Raw genomic sequence first — 20921 nt, forward strand, 5'->3', positions numbered from 1 at the left:
CAGCGATACCCGTATCGCCGATTGCCCAGAGGCGTATCAGGATCTGATCCTGCTCAAGCCTCCGCCTCAGGAACCAGCAACAGCAGGTCCGTCGCACCCACGTCAACGCCGGCCTGGGACAGCAGGGTGCTGGCCTGGCCGCGATGATGGGTTTGGTGATTGAAGAAATGCAGCAGCAATAGCCCGAGTTGCCGCTGGTTGGCTTCGCCGTTCATGCGGCGATAGCTGATGACGGCGTCCAGGTCCGCCTCCGTCAGGCCGGCGCTCCAGTCAAGGATCAGGCGGTCAAGCCAGGCCCGGTGCTCGCGCAGGGCGGCCAGGGAATCGAAGAGCGGCTGATCCAGCGCGATCGGCGCCGGCAAGGCCAACACAGGCGCAAGTGCGGCGGCAAAGCGCGGATGGACGCCGATGCGTTTCAGCCAGATGGTGTCTGCCACGGCGATGTGGTTCAGGGTCGCCAGCAGGGAACCAAAGAACGCGCCGCGGTCTGCCGTCAATTCCTCCGCCGGCAAGGCCGCCGCCGCTTCGTACAGCTTGTTGTTCATCCACTCGTTGTAGCGGGCCAGCAGGGCGATATGGGCGGTTCTGGACATGTTCTGGGGTACAATCTCGGTCTATTTGCGGAAAATTCCGTAGCAGAACAATATCATTTAAAGGTTTTCCATGAGTCTCAAATGCGGCATCGTCGGCCTGCCTAACGTCGGCAAGTCCACTCTTTTCAATGCACTGACCAAGGCCGGCATCGCGGCAGAGAACTACCCGTTCTGCACCATCGAGCCAAACGTCGGCGTGGTGGAAGTGCCTGATCCGCGCCTGAAGCAGCTGGCTGAAATCGTCAAGCCGGAACGCATCCTGCCTGCCATCGTGGAGTTCGTCGACATCGCCGGCCTGGTGGCTGGCGCGTCCAAGGGTGAAGGCCTGGGCAACCAGTTCTTGTCCCACATCCGCGAAACCGACGCTATCGTGAATGTGGTGCGCTGCTTCGAAGACGACAACGTCGTACACGTGGCCGGCCGCGTATCACCGCTGGACGACATCGAAGTGATCCAGACCGAGCTGGCGCTGGCCGACCTGTCGACCGTGGAAAAAACCATCGCCCGCGAGCAGAAGAAAGCCCGCTCCGGCGACAAGGATTCGGCCAAGCTGGTAGCCCTGCTGGAAACCCTGGTGCCGCACCTGAACGAAGCCAAGCCAGTGCGCGCCATGGGCCTGGGCGCCGAAGACATGGCGTTGATCAAGCCGCTGTGCCTGATCACCGCCAAGCCAGCCATGTACGTGGCCAATGTGTCCGACAGCGGCTTCACCAACAACCCGCTGCTGGACCAGCTGACCAAGTACGCCGAAGCCCAGAACGCGCCGATCGTGGCCATCTGCGCCGCCATCGAAGCGGAAATCGCCGAACTGGACGACGCCGACAAGGAAGCCTTCCTGGCCGACATGGGCATGGCCGAACCTGGCCTGGACCGCCTGATCCGCGCCGGCTTCAAGCTGCTCGGCCTGCAAACCTACTTCACCGCCGGCGTGAAGGAAGTGCGCGCCTGGACCATCCACGTAGGCGACACCGCGCCGCAAGCTGCCGGCGTGATCCACACCGACTTCGAGCGCGGCTTCATCCGCGCCCAGACCATCGCCTTCGACGACTACATCGCGTTCAAAGGGGAAACCGGCGCCAAGGAAGCGGGCAAGATGCGCGCTGAAGGCAAGGAATACGTGGTCAAGGATGGCGACGTGCTGAACTTCCTGTTCAACGTTTGATGCAGGCCAGCGCCCTCGCTGCCGCGCTGGCGGCGCTGCTGTTGACTGCGCCGGCGGTGGCGCAGCAGGGCACCTACTTCCACAAGAAATTTGATGGCACCATCGGCGACAAGCTCAAGTTCAGCATGGACTTGAAAAATGTCGATGGCGTCATTTCCGGCACTTACCGCTATGCGGGCAAGAAATCCGAGCTCTTCCTGAAAGGCAAGGCCGCACCCGACGGCACGCTTGTGATGGACGAGCAGCTCGCATTCAATCCCACGGTCACGGGCCGCTTGCGCGCGGTGCTGCGCGACGGCAGCCTGCAGGGCAGCTGGCAATCGCCGGACGGCGGCAAGAACTTGCCGCTGGTCGCCCACCAGACTTCTGAAATCATCATCCCGCCGAAAAAGGCGCTGTTGGCCGGTGCGGTCGGCAAGTATCGCCTGTCCGCGATCCAAGGCTTTGGCGGTGCCAATACCATGTGGGACCTGAGCCGCGACAGCAAGGGGCGCTGGAGTGGCAGCGAATCTTCGATTTCCGGCGGCACGCGCCAAGGGGGCGACATGGGCTTGAGCAAGAGCGACGAAAAGCTCCTCGCCAGCACCCTGGTCGAAGTGTTGCCCGACCTGTCCGTGCGCCTCTCGGCTGGAGGCAAGTTGCTGCTTACCGTGCCGTTTCGCGAAGAAGGCATGGAGTACGGCCTGAGGGAGGCCTTCGACGACAATCTGAAGGCCTTGTCGCCCAGGACTACGGTGTGGGATGAGCAGCTGTACCTGCTGGCACAGGAAAACACCACCTTCTACCGCTCCCTCTATACCGCACTGGTCGAGGATCAACCGGCCCGGGTGCTGCTGCGCTACTCGGTCGTCAGCGCATCGTTCGAATTGACCATTAAGCCGGCCGGGTGCTGCGACAATGCGGTCCTGACCTTCGCCCGCTCCAACTGATCGAGCGGGGATTGCCGGCCCAAGTCCTGCCTTGCGCGGTGTTTCTATCGAGTTTCAAAAATGGGCTATCAAGTCGAGAAGATGTCCCGCGAGGACATCGATTGGATTTATTCGGTCGCGGCGCTCGCCGGGTGGCATTGGTACCTGCACCCGCGCCAGTCGGCGGAAGTGATGTGGTTGGGTGGCGGATTCACGGTCGACCGGGCTGCGGGAAGCTTCATGTTGTGGTTGCCGCGCCGAAGGGAGATGCCCGCAGACCACTACCTGTTCCACTGTAACGAATGGACATTGCACTTGTGGCAGGAAGATCACTGCGAATATTCGGTCGAGGACATGCAAGCAGGCCCTGAGGACAACCTGGAGCAGGCGCGGGTGCTGGTCGAGAAAGCATTCCAGTCCGGCGGGTGGCACCTTACTGGCAAAAAAGACGACATTTTCGCTGTGCCTGCCAATGGTGCGTGGTACAGGCTATATCGCCGCGGACCCATCTCCAATCAAGTTGCTATTGAAGGCCAAGCCCGGATTCCGCCAAAATTGCTAAGCAGCCTGAAGGAAGAAATTACGGCGGCTTTTGCAGTATTTGGCGATTCGGGGCGCGGCCCCACGATAGGAGCTACAGGCTGGCCGATGATCCCTGTTTTCGTCGCGGAGGACAGGCGGGGTTGATTGTTACTTGGTCTTTGCCTCGTGCTCGGCGATCGCTTTGGTGAAGCTATCCATCAACGGGTTCGGCACGGCCAGCGACAGCTGGTAATGCTCGATCTTGAAGCCCTTGCCAGTATTGACCAGCACGCCGCTGGCCTGGCAAGTCCCCATCTGTGTGTTGAGCTGCTCGTCGAACCACACGTATTTCTTGTCCGGCGAGAAGTAGACATTGCGCTTTTGCGCGGTGAAGCTCCACGCCTTCTTGCGATCCCAGAAACGCTTGGCCCAGGCCTTGAATTCCTGGTAGCTCCACACCTCGCTCTTGTCGGTGCCGATGAACACGGCGTCCGGCGTGAACTTGTCCCAGTAGTCGGGGCGGGTGTTGGCTGCGTCGTCGTGCCAGCTGTCGACGAAGGCGTTGACCTGCTGGCGGAATTCGCTGTCCGGGTCGACGGCCAGAGCGCTGTGCATCATGAGGACGGTGGCGGCGGCGATCAGCAAGCGTTTCATTCGGTTGTCTCCCGGGTCAATGTTGGCGAAATAGTATAATCGTTGGATTGTGCACAGCATCCAGTAAAGAAAATGGCCTCACCCAACGAAAACGCCAGCATGGCACTGTTCTGCGACTTCGAAAACGTCGCACTGGGCGTCCGCGACGCCAACTACGAGAAATTCGACATCAAGCCGGTGCTGGAACGCCTGCTGCTGAAGGGCAGCATCGTGGTCAAGAAGGCTTACTGCGACTGGGACCGCTACAAGGGCTTCAAGGGCCCGATGCATGAGGCGAATTTCGAACTGATTGAAATCCCGCACGTGCGCCTGTCCGGCAAGAATTCGGCCGACATCCGCATGGTGGTCGATGCGCTCGACCTGTGCTACACCAAGGCCCACGTCAACACCTTCGTCATCATTTCGGGCGACTCCGACTTTTCGCCGCTGGTGTCCAAGCTGCGCGAGAACGCCAAGCGCGTGATCGGCGTGGGCGTGAAGGATTCCACCTCGGACCTGCTGGTGGCCAACTGCGACGAGTTCATTTTCTACGACGACCTGGTGCGCGAATCGCGCCGCCAGCGCCAGGCGAGCCGCGATGCGAGCGAGCAAAAGCCGAAGCGCACGCCGGAAGAAGAGAAGCGCCGCCGCGAAGAGATGGACAAGCGCCGCAACCAGTGCGTGGAAATCGCCTACACCACGTTCGATGCGCTGGCTGCCGAACGTGGCGAAGGCAAGATCTGGGCTTCCGTGCTGAAGGAGGCGATCAAGCGCCGCAAGCCGGATTTCAGCGAGTCGTATTACGGTTTCCGCACCTTCGGCAACCTGCTGGAAGAAATGAAGGCGCGCGGCCTGCTGGAATTCGGCCGCGACGAGAAGTCCGGCGCCTACGTGTACCGTAGCAGCCAGCCGGTCGTGCTGCCGGTTGAAGCGCAGGTCGAGCAGGACGCTGGAATTGTGGCGGACGCCGTTGCAGCGGAGGCGCAGGAACTCCATGAGGAAGCTTCTGCTGCCCCCGGCGAGCCGGCAGGCGACGCGCGCCGCGAACGCGAAGGCCGCGACGGCCGCCGCAACCGCGGTAACCGTGGTGGTCGCGGCCGTCGCGGCGAGGGCGATGCGGCTGCAGGAACTGCGGCCGCCCCGGTCGAGGTTCCAGCCGATGCCGAAGTCGCTGCCGTGGCTGCGCTGGAGGAGGTGGCTCCAGTGGTGGAAGTGGCGACCGAAGCCCCGGCGGAAGCGCCTGCTGAAACCCCGGCCAAGCGCACCCGCGCTGCTGCCAAGAAGCCGGCGGCCAAGAAGGCCAGCTCGCGCGGCAGCAAGGTAGCGCAGGCGGCTGCCGATGCGGCGGAAGCGGTGCAGCAGGCCGAGGCAGTGTTGGCTGCGGTTGCGGCTGATGCGGTGGTAGCCGAAGCAGCGGCACTGGAAGCGCCGCCAGCGGAAGCCGCGGCGGAAGCCAAGCAGACGGCGCAGAAGCGCGTCAGGAAGCCCGGCACGCACAAGCCGTCCGCGCGCAGCAAGCTGCCGAAGAAGCCGAAAACAGAAGCTTAACGTTCACGATTCGCCGCGCACCGCGCGGCGAAGTTTTTTCTGCCATACTCGCAAGCACTATGCCCTTCATCTCCGAACTGACCCTTTACCCGATCAAGTCCTGCGCGGGCCTGTCGTTGAAGCACGCGACCCTGACCCGCGCCGGCCTGATGACCGAGCAGATCTACGATCGCGAGTGGATGCTGGTCGACGCCGGCGGCGTGGCGCTGACCCAGCGCGACCATCCGCGCATGGCGCTGATCGTGCCGCGCCTGAAAGCTGAAGCCATGGAGTTGCGCGCGCCCGGCATGCTGCAGCTGGAAATCCCGCTTGGCCTGCCCGACCCGGACCGCGCGCCGACGCTGCAGGTACAAGTCTGGGACGACAGCGTGCTGGCCTACGATTGCGATGAAACGACCGCCACCTGGTTCAGCAAGTTCCTCGGCATCGAATGCCGCCTGGCGCGCTTCCACGCCAACGCAAAGCGCCTGACCAGCGGCAAATGGACTAACGGCGACCAGCACCCGACCCTGTTCTCCGACGGCTACCCGATCCTGGTGATCGGCACCGGTTCCCTGCAGGACCTCAATGAAAAACTGCAGCAGCAAGGCCGCCAGCCCTTGCCGATGAACCGCTTCCGTCCCAACCTGGTGGTGGGAGACCTGGACGCCTTCGAAGAAGACTACACCGAGGAATTCCGCATCGGTGAGGCCGTCCTGAAGCCGGTCAAGCCCTGCGCGCGCTGCCCGATGCCGTCGGTCGACCAGGCCACCGGCGAATTCGGCCCGGACCCGCTGGACATCCTGCAAAGCTACCGCGCCAAGCCGGAAGTCGATGGCGGCATCTGCTTCGGCATGAATGCAATCGTAGCAACAGGTGATGGCATAAAACTATCGGTTGGCGACCCAATCGAGGTTACACTGTCGTTTTAGTAGTGAATATCGGCAGGGCGATGGAGATCACGCAGAAAATCACGGGCAAGCAGCCCACATTGGCGGAACTGGCGGCAGAAAACCAGTCTCTGCGCGCCCGTCTTGCCTACCTGATCGAGCAGGCCGAACGCAATCACTCGATCATGACGCGCCACCAGGCATTCGACCTGGAGATTGTCGGCGCGGCCAGCTTCCCCGAGCTGATTGGCACCATTTTCCGCACCCTGCCGGTGATTTCCGACCTCGATGCTGTGACCCTGTCGCTGGTCGACGTGGATGACGATATCCGCACCGTGATGGAAAAGCTGGGCGTCGATTTCGCCGACTTTCCCAACCTGGTGTTCGTGCCGGACACGGAGAGCCTGACCTTCGAGATCGAACCGGGCCAGGCGCCCAAGCCCTGCCTTGGCATGTTCGACGCACGGAAGCACGGGCCGCAGTTCCCGCAGCCTGGCATGCGCCTGCAAAGCGTGGGCGTGGTACCGCTGCTGCGCAACAAGCGGCTGATTGGCTCGCTGAACCTGGGCAGCGCCGACCCGACGCGTTTCTCGCCGAGCCTGGGCACCGATTTCATCGAGCATATGGCCTCCATCATCGCCATCTGCCTGGAGAACGTGATCTCCAACGAAATGCTGAAGTACATGGGGCTGACCGATGCGCTGACCGGCGTGTTCAACCGCCGCTACGTCGATCGCCGCGTGCTCGAAGAAATTGCGCGCGCACGCCGGCAGTCCTATCCGGTGTCGTTCATGTACATCGACATCGACCATTTCAAGCGCGTCAACGATACAGTCGGCCACGGCGGCGGCGATGAAGTGCTGCGCGAAGTGGCCAACCGCATCAAGGCGGAGCTGCGGCTGTCGGACGCGCTGGCGCGCTTTGGCGGCGAGGAATTCGTGGTGCTGCTGATCGATGCTGACCTGGAGAGCGCGACCTATGTGGGCGAACGCATCCGCGCCGGCATCGCGGCCAGCATGATCGAGCTGTCGCACGGCGTGAAGGTGTCGATCACGGCTTCGGTCGGCGTGTCCAGCCTGGCGCAGGTGCCTGGTGACGTGTCGCCGGAAGAGCAGGCGACGCAACTGATCGAACAGGCCGACGAAGCCCTGTACCAGGCCAAGGAAGGCGGCCGCAACCGAGTGATCCGCTACGCTGCGTAGAACCGGCAACCCGGTGTCTGACCCGCAGGGTCAGACACCAAGCCTGCAACGGCCGCGCGCCAAGTGTCTGACCCTGCGGGTCAGACACTGACTTACCGGTTTTCAAGCCAGCAGGTCGTTTTCCGCACGCGCCACTTCCTCGGCCGTGCCGCGCAGTACCACCACGTCGCCGGCTTCCAGCGTGGTGCCAGCATCTGCATCCAGCCGCACTGTTCCGCGACGGATGGCGGAAATTTCGGCGCCGGTGCCATCCAGCCCCAGGTCCTTCACGCATTTGCCGATGCAGGAAGCCTGCTCGCCCAGCGGCACCGAGTGCAGGCGCACCATCTCCGACTCTTCGCCGCTGTCGCTGGCGCCGTGGAAATAGCCGCGCAGCGAGGCGTAGCGCTCTTCGCGGGCGCGCTGCACGCGGTGCACCACGCGCCGCAGCGGCACGCCCAGCATCACCAGCGCGTGCGATGCCAGCATCAGCGAGCCTTCCATCAGTTCCGGCACCACTTCGGCGGCGCCGGCTTCCTTCAGGCGGTCCAGGTCCGAATCGTCGTGCGAGCGCACGATCACCGGCAGCTCCGGCGCCAGTTCGTGCACCAGGTGCAGCACCCGCAGCGCCGAAGGCGTCGAGGCGTAAGTGATCACCACCGCCGAAGCGCGCTTGATGCCGGCTGCCACCAGCGACTCGCGCCGCGCCGCGTCGCCGTAGGACACGTTGGCGCCGGCGGCTTGCGCCTCCTGCACCCGCAGCGGGTCCAGGTCCAGCGCCTGGTAAGGAATCTTCTCTTCGGTCAGCAAGGTCGCCAGCGACTGGCCCGAGCGGCCGAAGCCGGCCACGATCACGTGCTTCTGCGCCGACATCGTGCGCGCTGCGATATTGGTCAGGTTCAGCGACTGCATCATCCACTCGTTGGCGGAGAACTTCAGCACGATCTTGTCCGACTGCGCGATCAGGAAAGGCGCCAGCAGCATCGACAGCACCATCGAGGCCAGCACCACCTGCACCACGAAAGGGTCGACCAGCTTCATGCCGCCCACGACGTTCAGCAGGACGAAGCCGAATTCGCCCGCCTGCGCCAGCGCCAGGCCGGTACGCATGGCAGTCGAGGTGGAGGCGCCGAACAGGCGCGCCAGGCCCGCGATCAGGGCAAACTTCAGCAGCACGGGCCCGGTGAGCAGCACCAGTACCAGCCACCAGTTTTCCAGCACCACGCGCGCGTTCAGCAGCATGCCGACGGTGATGAAGAACAGGCCCAGCAGCACGTCGCGGAAGGGCTTGATGTCTTCCTCCACCTGGTGCTTGTACTCGGTCTCGGAGATCAGCATGCCGGCCACGAAAGCGCCCAGCGCCATCGACAGGCCGGCCTGTTCCGTGATCCAGGCCGCGCCCAGCGTCACCAGCAGCAGGTTGAGCATGAACAGCTCCTGCGAGCGGCGCAGCACGACAATGGTGAACCACTTGCGCATCACTTTCTGGCCGACAAACAGCAGCAGGAGCAGCACCACGGCCGCCTTCAGCCCGGCCAGGCCCAGGGTCTTGGGCAAGTCGGCCGGATTCTGCGCCAGGGCCGGGATCAGAATCAGCAGCGGCACCACCGCCAGGTCCTGGAACAGCAGGATGCCGATGATCTTGCGTCCGTGCTCGCTCTCCAGCTCCAGGCGTTCCGTGAGCAATTTGACTACAATGGCGGTCGACGACATGGCCAGCGCGCCGCCCAGTGCGAACGAAGCTTGCCAGCCCAGCTGGATCGAGGGCGGCAGCAGGAAGTGGATGAGCCAGCCGAACAGCATGGTGGCGGCAATGGTGAGGCCGACCTGCGCCATGCCCAGCCCGAACACGATCGAGCGCATGGCCATCAGCTTGGGCAGGGAAAACTCGAGCCCGATCGAGAACATCAGGAACACAACCCCGAACTCGCCCAGCAACTCCGTCGCGTGGCTTTGCTCGGCCAGCCCCATGGCATGGGGGCCCAGCAGGATGCCGACAGCCAGGTAGCCCAGCATCGGCGGCAGGTGCATCATGCGGAAGGCGACCACGCCAAGGACGGCGCTGCCGAGGAGGAGGAGGGTCAGTTCAAGAGGGGAGAACATCCGTTGTTTGTTTTGTCTGGCAAGTTTTTTGCTTATCTAATTCGGCTATACTTCGGGCATGAGTTTAACCCATGAAAAAACAATGCTGAAATCTTTTGATGCCAAGACCGCAACACGTGCCCTGGAACTGGCGCGCGAGGCCCTGCAGATCGAAACGGACGCACTGGCAGCGCTGAATGCGCGCCTGGCCACCGACGAAACTGTGGGTCGGGCGGTGTCCTTGTTGCTTCAATGCAAAGGGCGCGTCGTGGTGTCCGGCATCGGCAAGTCCGGCCACATCGGCCGCAAGATTGCGGCGACGCTGGCCTCGACCGGCACCCCGGCCCTGTTCGTGCACCCGGCCGAAGCGGCGCACGGCGACCTGGGCATGGTGACGCCGGAAGACGTGGTGATCGCCATTTCATATTCCGGCGAAGCAGCCGAACTGATGGCCATCCTGCCCGTGGTCAAGCGCATGGGCGGCCACGTGATCGCCATGACCGGCAAGCCGGCGTCGAGCCTGGCCAGGCTGGCCGACGTGCACCTGGATGTGTCCGTGGCCAAGGAGGCATGCCCGATGAACCTGGCGCCGACCGCTTCCACCACCGTCACGCTGGCGCTGGGCGATGCGATCGCGGTGGCGCTGCTGGACCTGCGCGGCTTCAAGGAAGAGGATTTTGCCCGTTCCCACCCTGGCGGCGCCCTCGGCCGCCGCTTGCTGACGCATGTGCGCGACATCATGCGCAAGGATGGCGCCATCCCGGCCGTGGGCCTGGAAACGCGGCTGCCCGATGCGCTGCTGGAAATCACCCAGAAGGGCATGGGCATGACCGCCATCGTCGACGCGGCCAACAAGCCGGTCGGGGTCTTCACCGACGGCGACCTGCGCCGCATGATCGAAAAAGTCCAGGACTTCAGCAAGGTCGTCATCAAGGACGTGATGCATCTGAACCCGCGCACCATCGGCCCCGACCAGCTGGCGGTGGACGCCGTGGCGGTGATGGAAGAATTCCGCATCAACCAGATGCTGGTGGTGGATGCCGACGGCACGCTGGTTGGCGCCCTGCACATCCACGACCTGACCCGCGCCAAGGTGATCTGATGACGCTCGAACGCGAAGACCTGCTTGCCCGTGCAGCCAGGGTGCGCCTGTTCATCTTCGACGTGGACGGTGTGCTGACCGACGGCAGCCTGACGTATGGCGCCGACGGTGAAATGGTCAAGACTTTCAATGTGCACGACGGCCTGGGCATCAAGCTGCTGCAGGAAGCGGGCATCAAGACCGCGATCATCAGCGCCCGGCGCACGCCGATCGTGCTGGCACGCGCCAAGGACCTGGGCATCGATTACGTGCACCAGGGCGGCCACGACAAGCTGACCCCGTTCAAGGCCTTGCTGGCCGACCTGGGGCTGGCGGAAGAGCAGGTTGCCTTCATCGGCGACGACGTGGTGGACCTGCCGCTGTTGAGCCGTGTGGGCTTTGCGGTCAGCGTGCCGAATGGCCGCAAGGAGGCGCACGATCGCTCCCACTACATTACCGAAGCTGCGGGCGGCCGCGGCGCGGTGCGCGAGGCCTGCGAATTCGTGCTGCGCGCCAGCGGCAGCTATGACCGCGTGATGGCCCAGTTCCTGGTGTAAGGGCAAGCAATGCGTAACCAGAGGACCGCCCACCGCTTCCGCCTGTCGATCGGCATGATCTTCGTGCTGCTGGCGGCGCTTGGCAGCTTCTACCTGCTCGAGCTGCTGAACCGCGCGGACGATCAGATGCAGGCCGACAAGCGCATGAACGAGCCGGATTACATCATCCATAACTTCTCCTTCGTGCGCATGACCAAGGATGGCAAGCCAAGCTATATCATTGCCGGCGACAAGCTGACCCACCGCCCGGTCGACGATTCGTCCGAGATCGACAATCCGCGCGTGCACAGCCTGGCCGGCGAGAAGCCGCCGATGGAGATCGTGGCGAATACGGCGCGCGTGGACGACGCCAACAGCCGCGTCACCCTGAACGGCAGCGTGACGATCGACCGCGCGGCATCGCCGCAATCGCAACTGCTGCACCTGGAATCGGACAAGCTGGTGATCTTCCCGGACGAAGACCGCATGGAAACCGATCATCCGGTGAAACTGCGGCTGGGGGATACGACTGCTGCGGCCAACAGCATGCGCGCCAATAATGCGACGCGCGAAATGCACCTGGCCGGCAACGGCACGCTGCAGATTCCGCCCAAGGCCGCGGACCAATAACTGAGGAATGAACATGAAACGACTACTCTTGTCGGCAGCCTTGCTGCTGGGAGTCGCCGCTCCGGCGCTGGCCGAGAAAGCCGACTCCTACAAGCCGACCAACATCAGCTACGGCTCGATGGACATCGACGACGTCAAGCAGGTCACCATCCTGCTGGGCGGCGTCAAGCTGACCCGCGGCACCCTGACCATGACGGCCGAGCGCGCCTACGTCAAGCAGACGCCGGAGGGCTTCCAGCAAGTGACGCTGTTTGGCGACGGCAAGAAAGCCACCTTCCGCCAGAAGCGCGACGGCGCCGGCGACCAGTGGGTGGAAGGCGATGCCGACCGCATCGAATACGAGGAACAGGTTGAACTGGTGAAGATGTTCAACAAGGCCACCATCCGCCGCCTGGAAGGCGGCAAGCAGAACGACGAAGTGCAGGGTGAGTTCATTTCTTACGACAGCCGCAAGGAATTTTTCAGCGTGCGCAATTCGGCCAGCGGGGAGAGCAAGCCCGGCGGCGGTCGCGGCACCATGGTGATCCAGCCGACCCGTACCGAACCCCCAGCGACGCCGACGGAGAAGAAGTAAGCATGCAAGCAAATAACTGCGCCAGCACGCTGGTCGTGCGCGGCCTCCAGAAAACCTATGGCAAGCGCCAGGTGGTGCACGACGTTTCGCTGCAAGTCGATTGCGGTGAAGTGGTCGGCCTGCTCGGTCCCAACGGTGCCGGCAAGACTACCTCTTTCTACATGATCGTCGGCCTGGTGGCTTCCGATGCAGGCACCATCGATATCGGCGGCACCGACGTGTCGAGCCTGCCGATCCACAAGCGCGCCACGCTGGGCCTGTCCTACCTGCCGCAGGAAGCTTCGGTGTTCCGCAAGCTGACGGTGGAAGAAAACATTCGTGCCGTACTGGAACTGCAGAAGGTGGACGGCAAGCCTCTGCCCAAGGCGGAAATCAACCAGCGCCTGGAATCGCTGCTGGCCGACTTGCAAATCGAGAAGCTGCGCGAGAACCCGGCCCTGTCGCTGTCGGGTGGCGAACGCCGCCGCGTGGAAATTGCGCGCGCCCTGGCCACCAACCCGCGCTTCGTGCTGCTGGACGAACCGTTTGCCGGCGTGGATCCGATCGCCGTGATCGAAATCCAACGTATTGTGCGTTTCCTGAAGGAGCGCAATATCGGTGTGCTGATCACCGACCATAATGTGCGTGAGACCCTCGGCATTTGCGACCGCGCCTACATCATCAACCAGGGCGCCGTGCTGGCCTCGGGCCGCCCGGACGACATCATTGCCAACGAATCCGTTCGCCGCGTCTACCTCGGCGAACACTTCCGCATGTAAACGAAGGCCATGAAACAAACACTGCAACTGCGAACCTCGCAACACCTGGCGCTGACGCCGCAGCTGCAACAATCCATCCGCCTGCTGCAGCTGTCCACGCTGGAGCTGCACCAGGAGTTGGAACAGCTGCTTGGCGACAATCCCATGCTGGAGCGCCTTGACGACCCGCTCGACCACTCGGTACGGCTGCTGGCCGATGGCGCCATCAGCCAGGGCAACGGCAATGGCGCCGAAGCTCCCGCCACGCCTTCGGCTGAAGGCCCGCAAGGCGAGGGCGGCGAAGCCCCGGCCGCTGCCGGCGAAAGCGATACCTATGAAGGCGGCGACCATGAAGCCGGCAACGGCAGCGACGACGCCGACTGGAGCGCCAGCGCCGGCAGCAAATCCGCCGACGACGAAGACAGCCGCCCGCAACTGGAAGCGTCCGGCTGCACGCTGCGCGAACACCTGCTCGAGCAGATGCGCGTCACCGTGCAGGAGCCGCGCGACCGCGCGCTGATGGAACTGATCATCGATGCGCTGGACGAGAACGGCTACCTGGAAGAGCCGCTGGAAGAAATCCACGAGCGCCTGCCGCCCGAGCTGGAAATCGAACTGGACGACCTGCGCTGCAGCCTGGTGCTGCTGCAAAGCTTCGATCCGCCCGGCGTCGCCGCACGCAATGCCTCCGAATGCCTGGCGCTGCAGATCAGGCGCATGCCCGGCGTGCCGCTGGTGACGCGCCGCATGGCGCTGACCATCGTCGAGAAGCACCTGGCCTGGTTCGCCCAGCGCGAGTTCACCAAGCTGAAGAAAGCGCTCGACTGCGACGATGAAGACTTGCGCGAAGCACAGTGCGTGATCCGCCAGTGCAACCCGCATCCGGGCGCCGAATTTGCGTCAGGCGAGTCAGACTACGTGGTGCCGGACGTGATCGTGAAAAAGGGCCGCGGCGGCTGGATCGTCACCCTGAACAACGACGTGGTGCCGCGCCTGCGGGTGAACGCGCTGTATGCCAACTTGCTCAAGCAAGGCAAGAGCGAGTCGCAGATGAATGGCCAGCTGCAGGAGGCCAAGTGGTTGATCAAGAATATGCGCCAGCGCTTCGACACGATCCTGCGCGTCGCGGAAGCGATAGTAGAAAGACAAAAGAACTTTTTCAGTCATGGCGCAGTGGCCATGAGACCCCTTGTGTTGCGTGAAATTGCTGATACACTGGGACTACACGAGAGCACTATTTCTCGCGTAACAACTCAAAAATATATGCTCACCCCGCATGGCATGTTTGAGTTGAAATATTTCTTTGGTAGCCACGTCGCGACCGAAGCCGGGGGGGAGGCTTCCTCGACTGCGATACGGGCACTGATCGTGCAATTGACAGGAGCAGAAGACCCGAAAAATCCTTTATCCGACAGTAAGATTGCGGACATGCTGGGTGAACAAGGCATGGTGATTGCGCGACGGACTGTTGCCAAATATCGAGAAGCGTTGAAGATCCCTCCAGTTAGCCTCCGCAAATCGTTGTAGTGCAGTGCATGGGTTCCTCTGTGCGTTTCGGCGTGCACGAACTCGAGAGCGACATCATCTTTAGGAGTGTGTATGAATCTCACCATCAGTGGACATCATGTCGAAGTGACCCCAGCCATTCGCGAGTACGTGCAGAACAAGCTGGAACGAGTCAAGCGCCATTTCGATCAAGTAATCGATATTGCTGTCATCCTGACTGTAGATAACCTCACCGAGAAAGAGAAACGCCAGAAAGCCGAAATCAACCTGCGCATGTCTGGCAAAACTGTTTACGTCGAAAGCCTGTCGCAAGACCTTTACGCCGCCATCGATACCCTGATTGATAAACTGGATCGCCAGGTCATGAAATACAAGGACCGTGTGCAGAACCACAGTCATGCGGCCATCAAGCATTTCCCGGATACGTATGAGGCACCACCCACCGCCATGTAAAGGACTGGCCGTGCAGCACACCAAAGGGCGCAATTGGCGCCCTTTTTTGCGACCAGTGTGCGTTAGAATATTTGCATGAGCGAACACGTACACACCCAACTCTCCAACGGTACCGGCTTCATCACGCTGGACCGCCCCAAGACCCTCAATTCACTGTCCCTCGACATGGTGCGCGCGATGACGCAGGCGCTGCTGGCATGGCGCGACGATGCGTCGGTGGCGGCGGTCGTGGTGCGCAGCAGCAGCGAACGCGCGCTGTGCGCAGGCGGCGATATCCGCTTCTTCCACGACGTCGGCCGCGGCAATACGCAAGGCGGCAGCGCGCTGCTGGAAGACTTCTTCACCGAAGAATATGCGCTGAACCATTTAATCCATTTCTACCCCAAGCCTTATGTGGCGCTGATGGATGGCGTGGTGATGGGCGGCGGCATGGGCATCGCGCAGGGCGGGCCGGAGCGCGGCGTGCGCATCGTCACGGGCCGTACCAGGATGGCGATGCCCGAGGTGAACATCGGCCTGTTTCCCGACGTGGGCGGCAGCCACTTCCTGTCGCATGCGCCGGGCCAGCTTGGCATGTGGCTCGGCCTCACCGGGCTGACGGTCGGCGCCGCGGATGCGCTCTACCTCGACCTGGCTGACTACTTCGTGCCGGAAACTGAACTGGCCGGACTGGCCAAGCTGTTCGAGTCGACGCCCGGCAAATCGTTGCGCGATGCTGTCGCGGTCTTTGCCGGCCCGCACAACGCCTTCGCCGGCGACAGCGAACTGGAAGCGCAGCGCGCCCTGATCGATCAGCATTTCTCGGCGGGCTCGGTACCCGCCATCATGGATTCGCTGCGAGGCGACAGCACGCCTTTCGCGCAGAAATCGCTGAAGGCAATGGAATTGCGCTCGCCGCTGATGATGAGCGTGACCCACGAGCTGCTGAAGCGCGGCGCGTCGCTGGGCGTGTCCGACTGCTTGCGCATGGAGCGCAACCTGGTGCGCCGCAACTTCGAACACGGCGAGATTTTCGAGGGCGTACGCGCCCTGGTGATCGACAAGGACAACCAGCCGCAGTGGAATCCTGCAACGCTGGCCGAAGTGACGCCCGCCATGGTGGAGCGCTTCTTCGAACCATGCTGGCCGGCCTGGGCGCACCCCTTGCGCCACCTCGCATGAGGGATCTGGACCGGATCGACCGGGGCATCCTGAATATCCTGCAAGAAGATGCCAGCACGCCGTTGCGCGAGATCGCGGAGCGCGTGCATTCGTCGGTCGCGACCTGCCAGCGCCGCATCGAAAGGCTGCGCAACGACGGCGTGCTGGTCAAGGCTGTCGCGCTGGTTGACCGCGCGCTCGCCGGGCGGCCGCTGACGGTATTCGTGTCGGTCGAACTGGAGAAGCAGAATACCGACATCCTCAAGCAGTTCGAACACCGCATGCGTTCCGAGCCCGAGGTGATGTCCTGCTACGAAGTGGCCGGCGAGTTTGACTTCCACCTGATCGTCACGGTGGAGTCGATGGAAGAGTACAGCGCCTTCACGCGGCGCGTCTTCACCTCGCACCACAACGTCATCAACGTCAAGAGCCTGTTCGCGATGAACTGCTCCAAGTTCGAGACCAAGCTGACGCTGTAGTCACGGCTCGCAGCTGTAGCGCAGGCTGTCGTCCAGCGCGAGCGGCAGCACCAGCGTATGGAACTTGCGGGCGTTGGCATCGGCGCACAGCTTGGCGCGCGCTGCGGGATCGCTGCTGTATGGCGCAGCATACTCCGCATTGAATACCGGCTTGCCGCTGGCGATGAAAGCCTGGTAGCCCTCGCATTCGGCGAACTCATGGCATTGTTCGTTGACGGCAAAATCGAAATCGCCTACCAGGTCCTTCAACTGATCCGTATCGTTTTTCAATGCAATGGACATTCCCCGGCGGTGCGCTTCGCGTGCCAGGAATCGGTTGTAATCGAGCTGCGTGGCGGCGGTAAGGGCGAAGCCGCTGTTGTTCGCATAGCCGTCCACGTTGTCTGCTTCAACGCCATTGCATCCCTTGGAGACTGCCAGGTCCAACCGCGCAAGCATGATCTTCCGCACAGTTGCCGAGCGCGTGTCGAGCCATCGCTCCCCTGCCCATCCTTGCAGGTCCTTGCCCATGTCGGCTGGCGCAAAGCCGGAAAAGTCGGGACGCCAATTTTCGGAGCTGCCGGCTGAAAAATAGCAGACCACTTTCTTGCCGCTCGCCTTCAATGCCTGGACGGTAGCAGGCGCTGTATCGAACAGATCGATATCGTACACGGTTGCCGCATAGGCGGTATTGACCGTCCCTTTCAACTGCCACTGCCAGGTATCGCCCAACGCAGGTTTCCAGTAGGCGGCTGGTGCGCTTGCAGGCGGCGGCGTATCCGAACTGCTTCCGCCGCCGCATCCGCTCATCGTCGCCAGCGCCAAGCAGAAGATACTGATCGGAAGCAGCCGCCGGGTGTGTTGTCGCATCAATTCATCCTTGAAAATATTGGCCGGCAATAGTTTCACGGACGGCTTACGGCATGCTTACTCCCTGGCGCTCATGTGCTTAGGTCAGTGTCGTCCCAGTCATCTCCTGGCGCCAATGCCCAGGTGAACGAATGGCGGCGCTCATGAACGGCTCCGCCGTGCGCTATCGGATCGAAGTCTTTGGGCACGGTCATGCCCCCCATTTGCGCGCTCCTGACAGCGTTATGCGCGCAGTAGAATTTGTATTCCATGAAAATGACCTCGCCAGCCGCTCTCAATGAAGCGCCCGCCGCGAAGTCGGCGAGATTGCCGTCCCAGGCGGGCAGGAAGTCAAACAACATCGCCTCGATGACTTCGTCGGAGATTTGGCTGGCATCCAGCGTCGGCACCTGCGCAAAGCCAACGATCCACGCCAGCGCCCACATATTCTCCAGCCTCCAGCCGACAGTCTGGTCATGTAGCGCTTGGGATTCCTGGCGCGGCAGATCGATCAATGCAAGTTCGCTCTCCGTCATCGCGGCGCGCAGGTCGTTTCGCTCGATATAGCCCTGTAGTTGTGCAGTGTCGGCCAGGCGTACAGGCATTGCTGCCCAGGCAAATACGGCTTGCAGCGCCATCAGGCGTTTGCACAGCTCCTGCTTATCGCGCAGCGTGATACCCAGGTCGGGAAGGGGCAAGGAGTTCGCGGGCTGAAAGCCGAGTGCCGTAAGCTCGCTGAAAACGCGCTGCTTCAGTTTCAGTGCGTTGTTGTTGCCTGCACCGGATGGAGCCGTGATGGGCGTGTATTTCGGCCATTTGGCCTGGGGATCCGATGCAGACAAATCCTCGCCATACAGCACCCTTCCGTTTGAATCCCGCATGGATGAGGGAGTGAACCAGACTGCATCGAGGGCTTCTGCGATTACCGAAATAACCTCGTACCTTTCGTCGTCGGCCTCTGCGCCGGGCTCGCAGATTGTGCCAAGCGCGAAGCCGAATTTTTCGGTCAGGGCGAGTATTCTTGCCTGTGCAGGGGCGTGCGGGAAGCGGGCGAAATAGCCGCGCATTCCGGCCATCTGGTCCTCCCACGCTTGTCCGCTGTAATAGGCTGGATCGTGAGTGATTTTCAGCCGCTTCTTCTTCAGCCATCCGCCGGTCGTCACTTCGATTTCGCTCCACGCGTCGTCGGTGCCCGTGACTTTGAACTTTGCATTCAACTTCTTCAGGACTTCGATTACTAGCCCAGGGTTTATTTCCTGAGCGAATAGCGAAACAGGTTCAGTTGCCATCGTTTGAGTTTCCTTTGTGTCGCGGACCTTTACTCCAGTCGGTCGCGAGCGATGTTGTTGCGTATGGCATAGGCGGCCACCATCGTGGATAGGCAGGGCAGCCAAACCCATAGGAGTTCAGATTTAATTACTGTCAAGCCGGCGGGGCCCAGGAAGCGCCCCATTGTCAATGGCGATACGCGGATAAACTGGACCGGGAAGAAATGCCGCTGATCGGAGAATGGCCACCAGATGGCGGCACCGAGGCCGCCGGTTGTCAGCATGTCGAGCAAGGGATGCGAAACGCAGGCAACCGACACGAACGCCATCGTCACCCATCGTTTCGCGTGCAGCCACGGTGCGGCCAGTGCAGCCAGCATTCCCAATGCAAGTGCAAACGCGATCGAATGCGATGCCCCGCGGTGGCCAAGCTGGTTCGCGTATTCGATGCCGAGCTTGAAAGCGATGACGTCCATGTCAGGCACGATTGCCGCAACCATGCCTGCGAACAGCAGCCGGCGTGAAATGCGGTCCGGGCCAAGTACGACACCGAGTGCCAGCGGAATCGCTGGGTGGGTAAGGATGGTGGGCATGGTGCAGAGGAAATTAAAGCGGCACCTGGCAGAACAGGTTCACCAAAAACGAAACGTCGAGGTATTTGCGGCCAGTCTTCTGGACTAGTGTCGGGATTCGCTCTCTGACTGCCAAATAGAAGGAGGCATCCATTACTCTTTGGGACAGTCGACCGGAGGCAACGGGCCGAATACGACCTCGGAGTCAGCCGGGCCGGAAGTCTGCAGGATGTAGACGACGTTGGCCGCGCTGTCCACATACATCATGTGGGCGCGACCGCCTGGCAGCATGCCAGGTGAATTCAGCGTCATGTGTCGCGTGTCGCGCAACTTCTCCGGCAGCTTCGGTACCGTAGGCCACTTTTCGCGGGTGCCGGAAGGCGACACGAAGCCGGCGTAGTGCGCAGCCGTGCAGCGCCAGATTGGTTCCGGCTCGGGAGGTGCAGCGCCCAGCGCTGCTGCAAGCAGTAATGAGATCGCCATATGCAGATGATAGATCAAAAAGCAGGCGTTGATTTGTTTTTAATTGTTACCGGCGGCTGAGCTGCGGCCGGGCCGGAGGCGCGCCGCTTTCCATGCGGATGCGCAGTTCTCCGTCTTCCTTGATCAGCAGAACGGCGTATGAATGGGACGTGGTCTCGAGGCCAGCCTGGTCGCTCCGTGCGACACCGCCGGTGACCATTACCGACTGGTCACCGAGTTTTTCGTATGCCAGGCCTTGCCAACTGAACGTGACAGGCGGCTTCCAGCTTTTCGCGTATTCGTTGGAAAGCTTGTCAAAACCAATTTCTTCTTTCCATTCTCCGCCAATGAAAATGGTGCCGCGCCGGGAATAGCGGTTGGCCAGCGCCTTGCGATCGCCGGCGGTGAGGTCTTCTGCATAGGTGTCCATGAAGAAGTGCGCGAGATCGAGGATATCGGTTGCCGCAGGATCCGCGCAGGCGATCTTTGGCAGTGGGCCGAAGATCACGATGGAATCCAGCGTGCCCGCGGACTGCTCGACGTAAGCGCTGCCGGCTTTGACATCAACGTACATGACATGCGACTTGCCGCCCGCATAGGCGCCCGCTGTGTTGAGCAGCATGGACCTCTTCTTGCGCAAGCGCTCCGGCAAGGCCTTCAGCACCGGCCATTTGGCCGCGGTTCCGGATGGCGAAACGAAGGCGCCATAGTGCTGCGCCGTGCAGCGCCAGGCCGGATCGGGATCGACGGGCGCAGAACCGGCAGCCGCTGCGGCCAGCAAGACGAGCAAGCTCATTTTTCCTTCAACTCCCTCATGCGTTGCGGGATCAGATCCATCTTGCCTTCAACGTTGAACTCTTCGCAGCTGTCCGCGACTCTTTGCTCTTGGCCACCCTCTTTGGTGAAGTAAAGCTTCTCGCAATCGCAACGCAGGCGAGCCTTGAGCTGCTTGCCCTGCTTGAGTTCCGCAGTCCAGCACGAGTCGGCACAGCCGCAGGATTGGTAGGTCAGGACTTCGCCTGCACGTGGCCAGTCCAGATTGTATTTGTGATGCTGTCCAGCTGCCTGCACTGCAGGAGTCAGGGCCAGCATCGCAAGCAGGATGAGGATAGGAGTTGATTTCTTCATATCGGCGAATGTTAGCATATCGCCAAGTG

General features: G+C 62.0%; 24 protein-coding genes. 15 read left to right on the forward strand and 9 right to left on the reverse strand.

The features are described from left to right. Positions 1 to 53: 53 nt before the first annotated feature. Positions 54 to 593, reverse strand: a complete 540-nt coding sequence (locus ACN9M3_RS04410) for a DinB family protein (protein ID WP_426167869.1) — start codon at positions 591 to 593, stop codon at positions 54 to 56. 70 nt (positions 594 to 663) lie between these two features. Here ACN9M3_RS04410 and ychF point away from each other — a divergent pair, with 70 nt between their 5' ends. The 3 genes from ychF to ACN9M3_RS04425 are packed head-to-tail and all read left to right on the forward strand — an operon-like array spanning position 664 to position 3350. Beyond that, the gene (gene ychF / locus ACN9M3_RS04415) at positions 664 to 1755 is read left to right on the forward strand and encodes a redox-regulated ATPase YchF (RefSeq protein WP_426320770.1); all 1092 of its coding nucleotides are present in this window, start codon (positions 664 to 666) and stop codon (positions 1753 to 1755) included. Continuing rightward, positions 1755 to 2684, forward strand: a complete 930-nt coding sequence (locus ACN9M3_RS04420) for a hypothetical protein (RefSeq protein WP_426167873.1) — start codon at positions 1755 to 1757, stop codon at positions 2682 to 2684. The genes ychF and ACN9M3_RS04420 overlap by 1 nt, the downstream gene beginning before the upstream one ends. A gap of 60 nt (positions 2685 to 2744) precedes the next feature. Then, positions 2745 to 3350 carry a hypothetical protein gene (locus ACN9M3_RS04425; protein WP_426167875.1) on the forward strand — a complete coding sequence of 202 codons (606 nt, stop codon included), beginning with the start codon at positions 2745 to 2747 and terminating at the stop codon, positions 3348 to 3350. Positions 3351 to 3353: 3 nt separating this feature from the next. Here ACN9M3_RS04425 and ACN9M3_RS04430 read toward each other — a convergent pair whose 3' ends face one another. Next, a complete protein-coding gene (locus ACN9M3_RS04430; RefSeq protein ID WP_426167877.1) occupies positions 3354 to 3839 on the reverse strand; it encodes a nuclear transport factor 2 family protein in 486 nt (161 codons plus the stop codon). A gap of 72 nt (positions 3840 to 3911) precedes the next feature. Between ACN9M3_RS04430 and ACN9M3_RS04435 the strand changes: the two genes are divergently transcribed. From ACN9M3_RS04435 to ACN9M3_RS04445, 3 genes are read left to right on the forward strand one after another with little or no spacing between them, the layout of a single operon-like run. Continuing rightward, positions 3912 to 5366: an NYN domain-containing protein gene (locus ACN9M3_RS04435; protein WP_426320773.1), complete on the forward strand. Its 1455-nt coding sequence runs from the start codon at positions 3912 to 3914 to the stop codon at positions 5364 to 5366. A 59-nt stretch (positions 5367 to 5425) separates the two neighbouring features. Then, entirely contained in the window at positions 5426 to 6277 is an 852-nt protein-coding gene (locus tag ACN9M3_RS04440; protein ID WP_426320775.1) for an MOSC domain-containing protein, read from the forward strand. A 20-nt stretch (positions 6278 to 6297) separates the two neighbouring features. Then, a complete protein-coding gene (locus ACN9M3_RS04445; protein WP_426323684.1) occupies positions 6298 to 7437 on the forward strand; it encodes a DUF484 family protein in 1140 nt (379 codons plus the stop codon). Between the two features lie 102 nt (positions 7438 to 7539). Here ACN9M3_RS04445 and ACN9M3_RS04450 read toward each other — a convergent pair whose 3' ends face one another. Next, a complete protein-coding gene (locus ACN9M3_RS04450; RefSeq protein WP_426320777.1) occupies positions 7540 to 9519 on the reverse strand; it encodes a cation:proton antiporter in 1980 nt (659 codons plus the stop codon). An 82-nt stretch (positions 9520 to 9601) separates the two neighbouring features. On the opposite strand from ACN9M3_RS04450, the gene ACN9M3_RS04455 reads away from it, so the two are divergent. From ACN9M3_RS04455 to ACN9M3_RS04495, 9 genes are all read left to right on the forward strand, one after another. Then, complete coding sequence (locus tag ACN9M3_RS04455) at positions 9602 to 10600, forward strand: KpsF/GutQ family sugar-phosphate isomerase (protein ID WP_426167887.1); 999 nt, start codon at positions 9602 to 9604, stop codon at positions 10598 to 10600. Beyond that, a complete protein-coding gene (locus ACN9M3_RS04460; protein ID WP_426167889.1) occupies positions 10600 to 11136 on the forward strand; it encodes a KdsC family phosphatase in 537 nt (178 codons plus the stop codon). Before ACN9M3_RS04455 ends, ACN9M3_RS04460 begins: the two co-directional genes overlap by 1 nt. Before the next feature lie 9 nt (positions 11137 to 11145). Beyond that, entirely contained in the window at positions 11146 to 11745 is a 600-nt protein-coding gene (lptC, locus tag ACN9M3_RS04465; protein WP_426320780.1) for an LPS export ABC transporter periplasmic protein LptC, read from the forward strand. A 13-nt stretch (positions 11746 to 11758) separates the two neighbouring features. Next, positions 11759 to 12319 (forward strand): lipopolysaccharide transport periplasmic protein LptA, encoded by a 561-nt coding sequence (lptA, locus tag ACN9M3_RS04470; RefSeq protein ID WP_426167893.1) that lies wholly within the window; start codon positions 11759 to 11761, stop codon positions 12317 to 12319. A 2-nt stretch (positions 12320 to 12321) separates the two neighbouring features. Further along, positions 12322 to 13077 (forward strand): LPS export ABC transporter ATP-binding protein, encoded by a 756-nt coding sequence (gene lptB / locus ACN9M3_RS04475; RefSeq protein ID WP_426320782.1) that lies wholly within the window; start codon positions 12322 to 12324, stop codon positions 13075 to 13077. A gap of 9 nt (positions 13078 to 13086) precedes the next feature. After that, positions 13087 to 14583: an RNA polymerase factor sigma-54 gene (locus ACN9M3_RS04480; RefSeq protein ID WP_426320784.1), complete on the forward strand. Its 1497-nt coding sequence runs from the start codon at positions 13087 to 13089 to the stop codon at positions 14581 to 14583. A gap of 72 nt (positions 14584 to 14655) precedes the next feature. After that, complete coding sequence (hpf, locus tag ACN9M3_RS04485; protein WP_426167899.1) at positions 14656 to 15015, forward strand: ribosome hibernation-promoting factor, HPF/YfiA family; 360 nt, start codon at positions 14656 to 14658, stop codon at positions 15013 to 15015. A gap of 75 nt (positions 15016 to 15090) precedes the next feature. Then, positions 15091 to 16176, forward strand: a complete 1086-nt coding sequence (locus tag ACN9M3_RS04490) for an enoyl-CoA hydratase/isomerase family protein (protein WP_426320787.1) — start codon at positions 15091 to 15093, stop codon at positions 16174 to 16176. After that, complete coding sequence (locus ACN9M3_RS04495) at positions 16173 to 16634, forward strand: Lrp/AsnC family transcriptional regulator (protein ID WP_426167903.1); 462 nt, start codon at positions 16173 to 16175, stop codon at positions 16632 to 16634. The genes ACN9M3_RS04490 and ACN9M3_RS04495 overlap by 4 nt, the downstream gene beginning before the upstream one ends. Here ACN9M3_RS04495 and ACN9M3_RS04500 read toward each other — a convergent pair whose 3' ends face one another. The 6 genes from ACN9M3_RS04500 to ACN9M3_RS04525 form a co-directional block, all read right to left on the reverse strand. Continuing rightward, positions 16635 to 17483: an endo alpha-1,4 polygalactosaminidase gene (locus ACN9M3_RS04500; RefSeq protein ID WP_426320789.1), complete on the reverse strand. Its 849-nt coding sequence runs from the start codon at positions 17481 to 17483 to the stop codon at positions 16635 to 16637. Positions 17484 to 17554: 71 nt separating this feature from the next. After that, positions 17555 to 18751, reverse strand: coding sequence for a DUF4272 domain-containing protein (locus ACN9M3_RS04505; protein ID WP_426320791.1), 1197 nt, complete (start codon positions 18749 to 18751; stop codon positions 17555 to 17557). A gap of 29 nt (positions 18752 to 18780) precedes the next feature. Then, complete coding sequence (locus tag ACN9M3_RS04510; protein WP_426320793.1) at positions 18781 to 19323, reverse strand: metal-dependent hydrolase; 543 nt, start codon at positions 19321 to 19323, stop codon at positions 18781 to 18783. 132 nt (positions 19324 to 19455) lie between these two features. Further along, positions 19456 to 19785 carry a hypothetical protein gene (locus ACN9M3_RS04515; RefSeq protein ID WP_426167910.1) on the reverse strand — a complete coding sequence of 110 codons (330 nt, stop codon included), beginning with the start codon at positions 19783 to 19785 and terminating at the stop codon, positions 19456 to 19458. Positions 19786 to 19831: 46 nt separating this feature from the next. Continuing rightward, positions 19832 to 20560: a hypothetical protein gene (locus tag ACN9M3_RS04520; RefSeq protein WP_426320795.1), complete on the reverse strand. Its 729-nt coding sequence runs from the start codon at positions 20558 to 20560 to the stop codon at positions 19832 to 19834. After that, positions 20557 to 20910, reverse strand: coding sequence for a hypothetical protein (locus tag ACN9M3_RS04525; RefSeq protein WP_426167914.1), 354 nt, complete (start codon positions 20908 to 20910; stop codon positions 20557 to 20559). Before ACN9M3_RS04525 ends, ACN9M3_RS04520 begins: the two co-directional genes overlap by 4 nt. Positions 20911 to 20921: the final 11 nt, after the last annotated feature.

This window comes from Pseudoduganella sp. R-43 (genome assembly GCF_049913255.1).
Classification (GTDB): domain Bacteria; phylum Pseudomonadota; class Gammaproteobacteria; order Burkholderiales; family Burkholderiaceae_D; genus Rugamonas.